Origin of the sequence: Janthinobacterium sp. SUN176 (assembly GCF_030587335.1) — a bacterium.
Lineage (GTDB): Bacteria > Pseudomonadota > Gammaproteobacteria > Burkholderiales > Burkholderiaceae_D > Janthinobacterium > Janthinobacterium kumbetense.
Genome location: NZ_JAPWIA010000001.1, coordinates 3545479 through 3559634 on the forward strand (window position 1 = coordinate 3545479; position 14156 = coordinate 3559634).

General features: G+C 57.5%; 11 protein-coding genes. 10 read left to right on the plus strand and 1 reads right to left on the minus strand.

Going from position 1 to position 14156, the window contains the following annotated elements; translation table 11 throughout:
- The first annotated feature begins 32 nt into the window (after positions 1-32).
- Together O3299_RS16010 and O3299_RS16015 are read left to right on the plus strand one after the other, a co-directional pair.
- Positions 33-1031: a VirK/YbjX family protein gene (locus O3299_RS16010; protein WP_305062693.1), complete on the plus strand. Its 999-nt coding sequence runs from the start codon at positions 33-35 to the stop codon at positions 1029-1031.
- Between the two features lie 177 nt (positions 1032-1208).
- Complete coding sequence (locus tag O3299_RS16015) at positions 1209-1439, plus strand: DUF6139 family protein (protein WP_092713976.1); 231 nt, start codon at positions 1209-1211, stop codon at positions 1437-1439.
- Between the two features lie 63 nt (positions 1440-1502).
- Here the strand turns inward: O3299_RS16015 and dnaE are convergent, their stop codons facing one another.
- On the minus strand, positions 1503-5042 hold the full coding sequence (gene dnaE, locus O3299_RS16020) for a DNA polymerase III subunit alpha (protein WP_289898813.1): 3540 nt from the start codon (positions 5040-5042) through the stop codon (positions 1503-1505).
- A 213-nt stretch (positions 5043-5255) separates the two neighbouring features.
- Between dnaE and O3299_RS16025 the strand changes: the two genes are divergently transcribed.
- The 8 genes from O3299_RS16025 (at position 5256) to O3299_RS16060 (ending at position 14116) form a co-directional block, all read left to right on the plus strand.
- Positions 5256-6155, plus strand: coding sequence for a sulfurtransferase (locus O3299_RS16025; RefSeq protein ID WP_305062694.1), 900 nt, complete (start codon positions 5256-5258; stop codon positions 6153-6155).
- 883 nt (positions 6156-7038) lie between these two features.
- Positions 7039-7809 (plus strand): glucose-1-phosphate cytidylyltransferase, encoded by a 771-nt coding sequence (rfbF, locus tag O3299_RS16030; RefSeq protein ID WP_099666671.1) that lies wholly within the window; start codon positions 7039-7041, stop codon positions 7807-7809.
- Complete coding sequence (gene rfbG, locus O3299_RS16035; protein ID WP_099666290.1) at positions 7809-8876, plus strand: CDP-glucose 4,6-dehydratase; 1068 nt, start codon at positions 7809-7811, stop codon at positions 8874-8876. Before rfbF ends, rfbG begins: the two co-directional genes overlap by 1 nt.
- 30 nt (positions 8877-8906) lie before the next feature.
- A complete protein-coding gene (gene rfbH / locus O3299_RS16040; RefSeq protein WP_077408253.1) occupies positions 8907-10232 on the plus strand; it encodes a lipopolysaccharide biosynthesis protein RfbH in 1326 nt (441 codons plus the stop codon).
- An 8-nt stretch (positions 10233-10240) separates the two neighbouring features.
- Positions 10241-10774, plus strand: coding sequence for a dTDP-4-dehydrorhamnose 3,5-epimerase family protein (locus tag O3299_RS16045; protein WP_251351708.1), 534 nt, complete (start codon positions 10241-10243; stop codon positions 10772-10774).
- Positions 10775-10787: 13 nt separating this feature from the next.
- Positions 10788-11705: an NAD(P)-dependent oxidoreductase gene (locus O3299_RS16050; RefSeq protein ID WP_218965306.1), complete on the plus strand. Its 918-nt coding sequence runs from the start codon at positions 10788-10790 to the stop codon at positions 11703-11705.
- Entirely contained in the window at positions 11702-13078 is a 1377-nt protein-coding gene (gene wzx / locus O3299_RS16055; RefSeq protein WP_251351710.1) for an O-unit flippase-like protein, read from the plus strand. The genes O3299_RS16050 and wzx overlap by 4 nt, the downstream gene beginning before the upstream one ends.
- A gap of 3 nt (positions 13079-13081) precedes the next feature.
- Positions 13082-14116, plus strand: a complete 1035-nt coding sequence (locus O3299_RS16060; RefSeq protein WP_305062695.1) for a glycosyltransferase family 2 protein — start codon at positions 13082-13084, stop codon at positions 14114-14116.
- Positions 14117-14156 lie beyond the last annotated feature (40 nt).

Below are 14156 nucleotides of genomic sequence, written 5' to 3' on the forward strand. Positions count from 1 at the left end.
CAGCCCATCCACATTCACATGAAAACTCTTTGATGACACAAGCTATTACCCTGCATGCGGGCCTGAGCAATATGCCGCCAGGCATGTCCCGCATGCGCGAGCTGCTCAAGCTGCAATTGCGGGCGCAACTGCAGCGCCGCCAGACGCGCATCTGGCTGCAGCTGCTCAATTCCCACCCCGTGTTCCAGGACTTGCTGCAAGCCTATCCGCGCCTGATGCACAAGGTGTACCGCCCTTACCTGAGCACGAACCTGTCGTGCCGTCAGCGCGTCGCCTTGCTGGTCGAACACTATCATTTCATCCTGCAACAAGGCTGGGGCAAGTTGATGACGCAGGCGGCGCGCGCGCCGGTGCGGCTGGGCACCGTGCCGGGAAAATCGGGCGCGCCCTACCACCTGCAGCTGTGTTCGCTACAACCGATGGACCGCGAAGGCGAGATGGTCCTGCAACTGGCGCACGGCGATGACGTGATCTACTCGGTCGCGTTTACCTTTTTCGGTTCCCGCGCGCGCGCCAGCATGAGCGTGGGCATCGGTTGCATCCAGGGCCCGCGCGGCGCGGAAGGCTTGCGCCGCGTGCGCGAAGCCACGCGCGACCTGCATGGCATGCGCCCCAAGGCCCTGATGGTGCGATTGGTGCGCCAGCTGGGACATGAACATGGCTGCCGCAATATGGTGCTTGTAGGCAACGTCAACCGCGCCGTCCATCATTCCGCAAAAAAGGGGCGTTTGTTCGCCGACTACAATGCCCTTTGGCAAGAACTCGGCGCTCAGGCACGCACGGATGGCGATTTTGAGTTGCCATGCGAAAACTTGCCCCTGCCTGCCCTGGAAGACATTCCCTCGAAAAAGCGCTCGGAAGCACGTAAACGCCACGAACTGACGCTGGCCATGATCAGCAGCCTGCGTAACGGCCTCGACGCCCAACGCAGCCCGGTGCAGCTCGCCACGGCAGGCGCTGCGGCAGCCGCCAACGAAGTACGGCAAGCGGTCGATCTGGATGACGACGACTACGCTTCCGCTATCGCCTGAGTCCCCCGGCCACTGCACGATGCCCCGCCCCCGCATCGTTGTTTGCCATCGCTGCCGCACCGCCGCCCCTCCTGCAACACACGCTTCAACCCATGCACGGCCCAATCCTGTTACGCTAGCACTATCGGCATGCACTGCGGTGCGCCGGTTCCCCCAACGCTTACTAGGAGGCAAGTCATGCGCGTAGACATCTACCGCCGGGCCGAGCACGACGGCATTTTTTCCTACCTCGCCGTGCCGGAAGGAAAGCTCATTCCGGAAGAAGTTACCAATACCGACTGGCAGCTGGAAGTACGCGCCAGCGAAGTGGCTGACGATGCCGAGATCTTGCCAAACTACCATATCGAACAGCCGCACCAGCAGATCGCCGCCAAGGGCTATGCGATCACGGGCCTGAAAGACATGTAAACGAAAAAAGCCAAACCAGCATGTCTGCGGTTTGGCTTTGTTGCATGCGCCGGGCGGTGCCGGTCAGTATTCGACCGCCACTTCTTGCGCACCCAGCATTTGCTCCAGCGCCATCTGCAATTCATCCGATGGTGCCACTTTCCATTCGTCCCCGAACTGCAGCACGCAACTGACGCCTTGCGGGCTGACCTTGGCGGCGATCGGCAGTCCGTCCGCAGCCCGGTGCGGCATGATCACGTCGCTGATGCGTTTCATGTCCAGCGTCGTGGGCAGAGTCAAGCCCAGCTGGCGGCCATACTGCACGCGCGCGGAGATGATGTCGAAGGCGCTCTCGGCCGTGATGCGCAAGCCGCCCGAAAAGCGGTCTTCCGACACCTTGCCCACGACGGCGAGGAATTCATCTTCCTTGAAGATTTTCCGGTTGGAATCGAACAATTCGCCGTACACCGTCACTTCCACCGTACCGCTCTTGTCGTCGAGCGTGACGATGAGGATCTTGCCGCGCTGCGTCATCTGCGTGCGCAAGCCCGTGATGACGCCCGCCATCATGCGCGGTTCGCGCGACGGCGACAGTTCCGACAGTTTCGTGCGGGCAAAACGACGTGCCTCGGGCGCATACGAATCGAACAGGTGGCCGGACAGGTAAAAGCCCAGCGCGATCTTTTCTTCCGTCAGGCGCTGTTTGTCCGTCCATACGGGCACCTTGACGTACTCGGGCGGCGCCACCATGTCGCTGTCGTCGCCGCCGAACAGGCTCACCTGGTTCGCCGCCTTGGCCGCCTGGTCGGCGCATTCCATGGCGAACGCCACGGACGCGAGCAGGATGGCGCGGTCGACCTTCAGGCAATCGAAGGCACCGCTGCGAATCAGGGATTCGATGGTGCGGCGGTTGATTTGCTTTTTATCAACGCGCTTGCAGAAATCAAACAGGCTGGTGAATGGCCCGCCCGCCTCGCGCGCGGCGATGATGGCTTCGATGGCGTTCTGGCCCGAGCCCTTCACGGCACCCAGGCCATAGCGGATCTGCGTGACTTTCTTGCCGCTCACGGATGGCGCCGCACCGCTCGGCATGAAGCGGTAATCGGATTCATTGATATCCGGCGGCAACAAGGTCAGCTTGCAGATTTCCAGCGAGTCTTCCACCAGGATCTTGATCTTGTCGGTGTCGTCCATGGCCAGCGACAAGTTGGCTGCCATGAAGGCGGCCGTGTGGTGCGCTTTCAGGTAAGCCGTGTGGTATGACAGCAAGGCGTAGGCGGCGGCGTGCGATTTGTTGAAACCGTAGCCGGCGAACTTTTCCATCAAGTCGAAGATCTCGTCGGCCTTTTCCGCCGTCAAACCATCTTTCGCCGCACCGGCGCGGAAGATCTCGCGGTGCTCGGCCATCTCTTCGGCTTTCTTTTTACCCATGGCGCGGCGCAGCATGTCAGCGCCGCCCAGCGAGTAGCCGCCGACGATCTGCGCCATCTGCATCACCTGCTCCTGATACACCATGATGCCGTAGGTTTCGGACAGAATCGATTCCGTGCGCGGATCGGGATAATCGAAGCGTTCGCCGTGCTTGCGCTTGCAAAAATCCGGAATCAGGTCCATCGGGCCCGGACGGTACAGCGCCACCAGCGCGATAATGTCCTCGAAACGGTCGGGACGGGCATCTTTCAGCATGCCCTGCATGCCGCGCGACTCCAGCTGGAACACGGCCACGGTCTTGGCCTTGGTCAACAAGTCGTATGATGGCTTGTCGTTCAGCGGCAAGGTGGCCAGATCGAAATTGGCTTGCGCCGGATCAAGCTGCTTGATGTAGCGCACGGCGCGATCGAGAATCGTCAGCGTGGTCAGACCCAAAAAGTCGAACTTCACGAGGCCGACGGCTTCCACGTCGTCCTTGTCGTACTGCGACACGACGCCGGAATCGCCGCCCTGCGTGTACAGCGGGCAGAAATCCGTCAGCTTGCCCGGAGCGATCAGCACGCCCCCCGCGTGCATGCCGATATTGCGCGTGATGCCTTCGACTTGCTGCGCCAGGTCCAGCAACTGCTTGACCTCTTCCTCGTTTTCCAGGCGTTCCTTGAGCAGCGGTTCTTCCTCGATGGCGTCGGCGATCGACACGGGTTTGCCGGGCTTGAACGGGATCAGCTTGGAGATGCCGTCGCAGAAGTTATAGCCGAAGTCCATCACGCGGCCCACGTCGCGGATCGCGCCCTTGGCCGCCATGGTACCGAAGGTGGCGATCTGCGAGACAGCCTCCTTGCCATACAAATCCTTGACGTGCTGGATGACTCTGTCGCGCCCTTCTTGACAAAAGTCAATATCGAAGTCGGGCATAGAGACGCGTTCGGGATTCAGGAAGCGCTCGAACAGCAGGTTGTATTGCAATGGATCGAGGTCGGTAATCAGCAGCGAATACGCCACCAGCGAACCCGCGCCCGAACCGCGGCCCGGGCCGACGGGCACGCCGTTTTCCTTGGCCCACTGGATAAACTCGGCCACGATCAGGAAGTAGCCGGGGAACTTCATGTTGCAGATCGTGTCTGTCTCGAATTTCAGGCGCGACTCGTAGCGCGGACGCTCCTTTTCGCGCTTTTCCGGATCCGGATACAGCTGCAGCAACCGTTTTTCCAGGCCCGCCTGCGATTCAGCGACGAGGAACTGGTCGATCGTCATGCCGTCTGGCGTGGGGAAATTCGGCAATTGCGGCTTGCCCAGGGTCAAGGTCAAATTGCAGCGCTTGGCGATTTCCACGGAATTGGCCAGCGCGGCCGGCAAGTCGGCAAACAGCTCCGCCATGTCGGCCTGCGACAGGAAGCGCTGGCTGTCATTGAAGCGCTTGACCCGCTTGGCGTTGGCCAGCATTTCGCCTTCGGCGATACAGGTGCGGGCTTCGTGGGCAATAAATTCCTCTGGGGAAATAAATTGCACGGGATGCGTGGCCACCACGGGCAAGCCCAGCTTGGCCGCCAGCGCCACCGCATGGCGGACCTGCGCTTCCTGGTTGGCCTGGCCGCCGCGCTGGATTTCAACATAGAAATGGCCGGGAAAAATCTCGGCCCAGCGTTGCGCATTGCGCTCGGCCAGAGCCAGGTTGCCATTTTCGATGGCCGTGCCAACATCGCCGAAGTGCGCGCCCGACAGGACGATCAAGCCATTCGCCGCGCTTTCGCCCGGATACAGCTCATAGGTATTCGTCGCCAGCGCCTGCAGCCATTCGATGCGCAGCTCGGCACGGCCCTTGTACTGGTTCGTCAGCCAGGCCGTCGACAGCAATTCGCACAGTTGCAGATAGCCCATGCGGTTCTTCGCCAGCAGCAGCAGCCGCGACGGCTTTTCGCGGTTGTCGTCATTCGTGATCCACACGTCGACGCCGACGATGGGCTTGATGCCCTTGCCGCGCGCTTCCTTGTAGAACTTGACCATGCCAAACAGGTTCGACAGGTCGGTGACGGCCAGCGCCACCTGCTTGTCCTTCGCCGCCGCCTTGACCACGTCGTCGATGCGCACCAAGCCATCGACGATCGAGTACTCCGAGTGCACGCGCAAATGGACGAAGGCAGGGCCGGGCTGCATCGCTTGCTGTGAACCTGCCGGAGCGCCGGCCTCTTGCATTACCATTTCCATCCTGTGTACCGTTTCGTGCAAAATTCAATGGGGTCTATTCTACCGCGTCGCGGCCCCGGACCGGCGGTGCGGCCCCCGGTTGCGGGCAAGAAATTCCTGCCCTGCACAGCCCGCCGGCACGGCAAAACGTGGCTGGCCGGGTATCCCGCCAGGCCTGTCGGGCTTATAATATCGGCTGTTCAGTCTAAGCCGATCGCCATCATGCAAGCCATCACCCCAGCAACACCCGCCGTTTCCGCCGCCGTCAGCCCGTCCGCCACCACGTTTGTCAATATCGCCGCGTATAAATTCATTACGCTCGACGATACGGAAGCCATGCGTCCCTTGTATCAGGAGCAATGCCTGGCGCTGGAACTGAAGGGAACGATCCTGCTGACGCCGGAAGGCATCAACATGTTCCTGTCGGGCACGCGCGAGCATATCGATGCCTTCCTCGCCTGGGTCCGCAGCGACGCGCGTCTGGCCGATCTGGAGTGGAAGGAAAGCTTGTCGAACGAACAATCTCACAAGCGCATGCTGGTCAAGCTGAAAAAAGAAATCATCACCATGCGCATGCCGCTGATCAAGCCGGAACTGGGCCGCGCCCCGTCCGTCGACGCGCACACGCTCAAGCGCTGGCTCGACGGCGGCGTCGACGATGCGGGCAAACCCGTGGTCATGATGGAAACGCGCAACGCCTTTGAAGTGGACGTGGGCACGTTCAACAACACGCTTGATTACCGCATCGACAAGTTCACGGAATTCCCGGCCGTGGCAGCCGCCCACAAGGATGAGCTGGAAGGCAAGACCGTCGTCACCTTCTGCACGGGCGGCATCCGCTGCGAAAAGGCCGCCATCCACATGAAGGAAATCGGCTACGACAGCGTGTACCAGCTCGACGGCGGCATCCTGAAGTATTTCGAGGAAGTGGGCGGCGAGCACTACACGGGCGACTGCTTCGTCTTCGATTACCGCACGGCGCTGAACCCGAAACTGGAACCAACGGAAACCGTGCAATGTTTCGTCTGCCGCGCCGTCGTCACGCCGCGCCAGCAGCTGGCGCCGGAATATGTGTATGAAGTGTCATGCCCGCATTGCTACGGCAAGAAAATCGCTCAATAACGTCAGCCCAAAATCATGGTGAAGAAATGTGTGGCTTGGTGGCCACACATGACGCAGCACGCCTAACCTGACGCTCCAAGACATTGCAGTCAGCACCCTGAAATGGTTGCCATGCAATGTTTAGATAGAGAATCTTTTAACATCATTACATATTCCACCACATACACGTCCGACTCTCGCGCCAAACGCAAGCAAATGTAACAACATTGGATTTGCTTGGAGCTTTAATAAACACTGTTCGTCTCCACAATAATAATTGCCGTTTGGATATTTTTAATATCAGGCATTATTGCGTGCTTTATTTCACATTCTTTCCGATCCACCTGTAACCGGACGGTGTCCGTTGAAGCGATGCATACATGGCAATTCCATGTGTTCTGAATTATAATCAAGAGCTAATTGTTTTTTGTCGCATGGGAAATTTTAGATGATTTTGGTAACAGGAGAGCCGAAGTTTATTATTTTATAATTTCACTTCATGCTGACTCGGCTTGCACGGAACGATGAACCAGCAACTGATGTGATAAGCACGCTTGCTCGGAAAGCTTGCTCGGAAAATTAGCGCAATAGGTATCCAGTCTACCGAGCTATTTTTCCAGCCGGTTTTCTATTCATGACGCCCGGCGTTGCGAAAATTACCATACCAAAAAACAACGCTACGCGATCAGGCCATGGGCCGGCGAGTTAGTGGCAAGCATCAAGGTATCAACTTGAGCGATGCGGAAAAGCAGGGACAAGAGCAGACATGGTAGCGTGTGGCCTGACCTGTACACCGAACTTATACTTTGCCACCAGGCACTGCGCTGGCCGATCAGTTGTACGGGCGCCAGCCCGCAAACCGATGAGGCAGGCAAATTTAATTCGTTCAATAGGAATAATAAAAATGAAAGCAGTCATTCTTGCGGGTGGCCTCGGCACCCGGATCTCCGAAGAGACCCACACCAAACCCAAGCCCATGATTGAAATTGGCGGCAAGCCAATTTTGTGGCATATCATGAAAAGCTATTCAAGCCATGGCATCAACGACTTTGTGATTTGCTGCGGCTACAAGGGCTATGTCATCAAGGAATATTTCGCGAATTATTTCCTGCACACGTCGGACGTGACGTTCGATATGCAGAATAATCAGATGGAAGTGCATGCGCGCAATGCCGAGCCGTGGAAAGTGACGCTGGTCGACACGGGCGACGAGACCATGACCGGCGGGCGTCTGAAGCGTGTCCAGCCCTACCTGGAAGGCGAAGAGGCATTCTGTTTCACCTACGGCGATGGCGTGAGCGATGTCAACATTACTGAATCGATCGCCTTCCACAAGGCGCACGGCAAGCTCGCCACCCTGACCGCGACCCAGCCGCCCGGCCGCTTTGGCGCGTTGAATCTGGATGGCAACAAGATCAACAGTTTCCAGGAAAAACCGCAAGGCGATGGCGCCTGGATCAACGGCGGCTATTTCGTGCTGTCGCCGCAAGTCATCGACTATATCGCCGAAGACAGTACCGTGTGGGAAAAGGCGCCGATGGAGCGCCTGGCGCGGGAAGGCGAAATGCATGCCTTCTTCCATCATGGCTTCTGGCAACCGATGGATACCCTGCGCGACAAGGTACATCTGGAAGAACTGTGGCAATCGGGCAAGGCCCCCTGGAAGGCGGCTTGATGAATCCTGCATTCTGGCAAGGAAAACGTGTTTTCCTCACCGGCCATACCGGCTTCAAGGGTGGCTGGCTGAGCCTGTGGCTGCAGCAGCTTGGCGCCGACGTGACCGGCTATGCGCTGGCGGCACCGACCACCCCCAGCCTGTTTGAGGTCGCCGACGTGGCCAGTGGCATGCAGTCGATCATCGGCGACGTGCGCGATGGCGACGCAGTCAAGCGCGCCATGGCCGCCGCGCGCCCGGACATCGTCATTCACATGGCCGCCCAGCCGCTGGTGCGCTACTCATACGCCAATCCGGTGGAAACGTATTCCACCAACGTCATGGGCGTGGTGCATGTGCTCGAAGCCGTGCGCGCCACGCCTGGCGTGCGTGCGGTGGTGAACGTTACCAGCGACAAGTGTTATGAAAACCGCGAATGGCCGTGGGGCTACCGCGAAAACGAGGCCATGGGCGGCTACGATCCCTACAGCAACAGCAAGGGCTGTGCGGAACTGGTGACAGCCGGCTACCGCAGTTCCTTCTTCCATGCCGACAAATACGCCGAACACGGCGTGGCTCTGGGCAGCGGCCGCGCCGGCAACGTCATCGGCGGCGGCGACTGGGCGCTGGATCGCCTGATCCCGGATATGTTGCGCGCGATCGGCGCCGGCGAGCCGGTAATGATCCGCAATCCCCATGCAATCCGCCCGTGGCAGCACGTGCTCGAGCCGCTCAGCGGCTATCTGACCCTGGCGGAAAAGCTGTATACGGCAGGCCCCGTGCATGCCGAAGGCTGGAACTTCGGCCCGCACGATACCGACGCCAAGCCCGTCGAATGGATCATCGAGCGCATGACGCAAGAATGGGGCGCGGGTGCCTCCTGGTCGCTCGATGGCCAGGACCATCCGCATGAGGCGACCTATCTGAAGCTCGATTGTTCCAAGGCACGCGGCCAGCTGGGCTGGCATCCGCGCTGGGACATCGGCCAGACCATCGCCAAGATCGTCGAATGGCATAAGGCCTGCGACCAGGGCGCGGACATGCGGGCAATGACGCTGGCGCAAATCGCCACCTATCAAAATACCTGATTAATTACCTAATAAATTGAAGGCTGTATCATGAGCGAACAACTGACCCAACAACAAATCCGCGAGCAGATCGCTGCCCTGGTGGCGCAATACGGCGCACTGGCCAGCGTGCCGAAACCCTTCGAGCCGGGCGTGACGGTGATTCCACCGGCCGGCAAAGTCGTCGGCGCCCCCGAGATGGGCTTGATGGTCGAAGCCTCGCTCGACGCCTGGCTGACCACGGGGCGTTTCAATGACGAATTCGAACAGCGTCTGGCCAAGTTCATCGGCGTCGAATTCCTGATCACGGTGAACTCCGGCTCGTCCGCCAACCTGGTGGCCTTCTCGGCGCTGACGTCGCCGAAACTCGGCGCGCGCGCCATCCAGCCCGGTGACGAAGTCATCGGCGTGGCGGCCGGTTTCCCGACCACCGTCAATCCGATTTTGCAATATGGTGCGGTACCCGTCTTCGTCGACGTGGAGCTGGGAACCTACAATATTGACGCCAGCAAAATCGAAGCGGCCATCACGGACAAAACCAAGGCCATCATGCTGGCCCATACCCTGGGCAATCCGTTCAACCTGGAAGTCATCGTCGCGCTGTGCAAAAAGTACAATCTGTGGCTGGTGGAAGATTGCTGCGACGCCCTGGGCGCCACGTACAACGGCCAGATGTGCGGCACCTTCGGCGATATCGGCACCATGAGTTTCTACCCTGCGCACCACATTACCATGGGTGAAGGCGGCGCGGTGTTCACCAACAATCCGGAACTGAAAGCGATTGCCGAATCGTTCCGCGACTGGGGCCGCGACTGCTATTGCGCGCCAGGCAAGGACAACACCTGCGGCCAGCGCTTCTGCTGCAAGCTGGGCACGTTGCCGGACGGCTATGACCACAAGTACACCTACAGCCACCTGGGCTACAACCTGAAGATTACCGACATGCAGGCCGCCTGCGGCTTGGCGCAGATGGACCGCGCAGCCGGTTTCGTGCAGGCGCGCAAGGACAATTTCAACTACATGAAAAATGGCCTGCAGAGCTGTGCGGAGTTCCTGATCCTGCCGGAAGCGACGCCGAACTCGGATCCCTCATGGTTCGGTTTCCCGATCACCCTGCGTCCGGAAGCGAACGTGGACCGTGTCAGCCTGCTGACCTTCCTGGACCAGCACAAGATCGGTACGCGTCTGCTGTTCGCCGGCAACCTGACGCGCCAGCCGTACATGATCGGGCGTAACTACCGTGTTTCGGGCGAGCTGACGAATACCGACCGCATCATGCACGACACGCTGTGGATCGGCGTCTTCCCAGGCTTGACCCGCGAAATGATGGATTTCTCGATCAGCAAGATCGAAGAATTCTTTGGCGTGAATTTCTAAATCATATTATGAAACTACTGAAAGAACTCCTTCCCGCCTGTTTTTTGCTTGAGCCTAGCCACTTTGAAGATGCGCGAGGCACTTTTGTTAAAACCTATCATGAAGGCATCTGTAAAAGTTTAGGCGCCAATCTGGATATCCAGGAGGAGTTCTATTCTATTTCACGCAAGGACGTCATTCGCGGCATGCACTTTCAGCTGCCGCCGCACGATCACGACAAGCTGGTTTACTGTACCCGCGGCGCCGTCCGCGATGTACTGTTAGACCTGCGAAAAGGACCCGGCTACGGCAAAGTGGCATCCGTCGACCTGTCTGGAGAAAATGGGCTGATGGTCTTTATTCCCAAGGGAGTAGCTCATGGTTTTGTTGCGCTGACAGAGGAAGCGTTGATGCTGTACAAGACCAGCACGGTACACACGCCGTCTGCCGACTGCGGCATACGCTGGGACAGCTTCGGGTTCGATTGGCAAGTGACAGCACCGATCATGTCGGTGCGCGATGAGCAGCACGGCGCCTTTGCCGATTTTATTTCTCCGTTTTAGTAGGATATATTCCGTGAAAGTATTTCTTACTGGCGCTACCGGTTTTATAGGCAGTCAGCTGGTCAAACGTCTGCTCGCCGATAATCACGAGGTTGCCATCCTGGTACGCCAGCATTCCGATCTCAGCGTATTGCAGGATGCCTTGCCAAAGATTAGCGTGCATATCCATGATGGCAGCTATTCCACCTTATATGCGGCATTGGAGCAAACTCGGCCAGACGTCGTGTGCCACGTTGCCTCCTTGTTCCTGGCACAGCACAAGCCGGAAGATGTGAACCGCCTGATCGAGTCAAATCTCGGCATGCCGACACAGTTGCTTGAGGCTATGCAACAGTTGGGCTTGCGTCGCCTGATTAATACCGGCACGTCCTGGCAGCACTTCGAGGACGCGGCATACAATCCCGTTAACCTGTATGCGGCCACCAAGCAAGCATTCGAGGACTTGCTGGCCTACTATGTATCCGCGCACGGTTTTCAAGCCATCACACTGAAGCTGTTCGACACTTACGGCCCCGGCGATACTCGTGCGAAACTGTTCAGCTTGTTGCGCAAGACAGCCCGCAGCGGCGTCAACCTGCGCATGTCGCCGGGAGAGCAACTGCTCGACCTCGTGTACATCGATGACGTACTCGATGCCTACCTCCTGGCCATGCAGCGCCTGCCCTCAATTGGCGCAGCGGAATGCTATGCCGTCAGCAACCCCGCTCGTCTGACCTTGAAAGATCTGGTGCGGGTCTATGGCGCCGTCGTAGGCAAAGACCTGCAGATCGAATGGGGCGGCCTTCCCTACCGTCCACGTGAAACCATGCAACCGAGTACGCGCCAACCTCGCCTGCCAGGCTGGCAGCCGCAAATTACGTTGCAACAGGGGATCGCGCGCATGGAAGCCGACACGCTCATCGACGGCTTGCTTGCCGGACCAGGTAAATGAAAAAAGACATGCTCTGGGGCTATCTGTCTCAGTTTTTGCAGTATGGAGCAGCTTTGCTGGTTCTGCCATTATTGCTGAGAAAACTGAGCAGTGCCGAGCTGGGCATCTGGTACGTCTTCATGACGATATCGGCGCTGGTGACGATGCTCGACCTCGGATTCACGCCCACGCTGGCGCGCAATGTCAGTTATGTCCTGGGCGGCGCGAAACGCCTGCTCAAGGATGGTTTCGAAGTGCTGAGCACACCATCCCCAGTCGACTATAGCCTGTTCAATGCCATCATTCATGCGGCACGGCGCATCTTCATGGTATTGGCCGGCTGCGCCTTCCTGTTGCTGGCCACCCTGGGTAGCTGGTACATCGTGCATGTATCGCAAGGGCAGATCGCCACGCAAGCGGTATTGCTTGCCTGGGGTGTGTTTGTTGTCGCTACGGTTATCAATCTGTATTACAAATACTATACGCCATTACTGCAAGGACGCGGCCTGTATGCCGCCTTCTATAAATCGAGTGCCCTGTCCAATCTCGGTTTCGTGATTGTGACAGCCATACTCTTGCAATGCGGACTGACCTTACTGGCAGTGGCGCTGGGATACCTTGCTTCGGCACTCATTGGACGCTGGCTCAGCTGGTATTATTTTCACGACCAGTCTTTCCAGGCAGCCCTGCGTCAGGCGCCGCATTCCAGCATCTCCACACGGGATATTTTCGGTATTCTCTGGCATAACGCATGGCGCATGGGCCTGGGGGTCATCGGCGCCTTCCTGATACTAAGGGCCAATACGCTGCTGTCGTCCGCTTATCTGGGCCTGGCCACCACCGCCGCTTATGCACTGACGCTGCAGGTCTATTCCGTCTTGCAAAACATGTCGATGGTTCTATTCAATATCCAGCAACCCAAACTTGCGCAATACCGTGTCGCGAATGAACCAGGGCGCCTGCGTCACACCATACAGCTCGGCATCGGTTGTGCACTCGGGATCTTTCTCTGTGGCGCGATCATCCTGGTGTGTTTTGGCCCGACCATGATCAAATGGATCGGCGGTCAAACCGGGCTGCTGGCATTGCCACTGCTGATTTGGGTCGGGATCATGGTCCTGCTGGAATTGAACCACTCGCTGGCAGCCAGCGTCATTGTCACAGGTAACCGTGTGCCATTTGTCAAACCTGCGCTCGTTTCCGGGCTGGCTATTGTCACGCTCTCATGGCTAGGCCTGCGTTTGGGAGGGATGGGCCTGACGTGGCTCATAGCAAGTCAATTTACGGTACAACTCGTCTATAACAATTGGAAATGGCCATACATGGTCTGGCTCGAACTGTATCGCAATAAAGCGTCGCCTGCCGCCTCCTCGCCCCATCAAATGAAAGTGTAACGTTTGAACATTCTCGATATTGAAGACCAGTTTGCCATTTGTGCAGATCGTCCTTCGTCACTCATCATTGATGGTGGCAAGCGCCTCATGCCGACACTGTCCATCATGATCCCGACCTATCGCCGCCCGGACATGCTGGCGCAGGCGATTCGCTCGGTACTGGCCCAGGCAAGCGATATTGACTTCGAAATCGTCGTCGTGGATAACGACCATTCGATGAGCGAACAAGTTGACAAACTGATTCGTCAATTTGCAGATGATCGCCTGCGCCTGTTCCGCAACAGCGAAAATCTGGGCATGTTCGGCAATTGGAACCGCTGTATTGAACTGGCGCGCAGTGAATGGATTTCCATTTTGAATGACGATGATTTACTGCATCCGGATTTTGTCGCTGAAATGTTCTCGGTGCTGAAAAAAGATCCTTCGATCAGCCTGCTATACTGCCGCTCCATTTTTATGGATGCCCGTGGCAGTCTTAACCAGCAGCTCAAAAACAGAATCAAACAAGGTCTGAAAAATATCAAGAATACATGGTTTTTGCCGCAGTTGAGCCGCATCCCGATTTCCCACGTCTATATGGATGCGCCATCGAGCGCCCTTGGCCTGATTTTCAAACGTAGTCACGCCATGCAAATTGGTGGCTACAAGGCGTCTGCCTTTCCCAGTTCAGACTATGTATTTTTCACAATGTATTTCCTGAATTTCGGTGCAAGCAGACTGAACAAGACCCTGGCGTATTATCGCATTCACGAAAACGAAACCGCCAATCCCGCCACCGGCGAAGGTTTTATTGCAAAAAACATACAATTGCGTAGGGCGCTGGAAAAACACGTCGATGTACCACCATCGCTGCTACGTCAGTATGCTCAGTTCTATGCATTGGTCACGATAAAACAATATAAAAACTTCTGGAATATAGACCTTGATCTCCCCCGTCTGCGCCGGGAACATGGCTTGAGCAAACTGCCAGCCACGCCATTTTTTCACCTAAGCAGACTTGTATTGCGCCTGTGCTTTCTCTTTTCTCGGAAAAAATAATTGAATTTGAATTCAAATTCAACAACATTATTCAATAATA

Excerpts from the sequence above, each read along its gene's own strand:
- O3299_RS16025 (WP_305062694.1), top strand. The coding sequence starts at position 5,256 with ATGCAAGCCATCACCCCAGCAACACCCGCCGTTTCCGCCGCCGTCAGC.
- rfbF (WP_099666671.1), top strand. The coding sequence starts at position 7,039 with ATGAAAGCAGTCATTCTTGCGGGTGGCCTCGGCACCCGGATCTCCGAA.
- wzx (WP_251351710.1), top strand. The coding sequence starts at position 11,702 with ATGAAAAAAGACATGCTCTGGGGCTATCTGTCTCAGTTTTTGCAGTAT.
- O3299_RS16010 (WP_305062693.1), top strand. The coding sequence starts at position 33 with ATGACACAAGCTATTACCCTGCATGCGGGCCTGAGCAATATGCCGCCA.
- O3299_RS16015 (WP_092713976.1), top strand. The coding sequence starts at position 1,209 with ATGCGCGTAGACATCTACCGCCGGGCCGAGCACGACGGCATTTTTTCC.
- rfbH (WP_077408253.1), top strand. The coding sequence starts at position 8,907 with ATGAGCGAACAACTGACCCAACAACAAATCCGCGAGCAGATCGCTGCC.
- rfbG (WP_099666290.1), top strand. The coding sequence starts at position 7,809 with ATGAATCCTGCATTCTGGCAAGGAAAACGTGTTTTCCTCACCGGCCAT.
- O3299_RS16045 (WP_251351708.1), top strand. The coding sequence starts at position 10,241 with ATGAAACTACTGAAAGAACTCCTTCCCGCCTGTTTTTTGCTTGAGCCT.
- dnaE (WP_289898813.1), bottom strand. The coding sequence starts at position 5,042 with ATGCAAGAGGCCGGCGCTCCGGCAGGTTCACAGCAAGCGATGCAGCCC.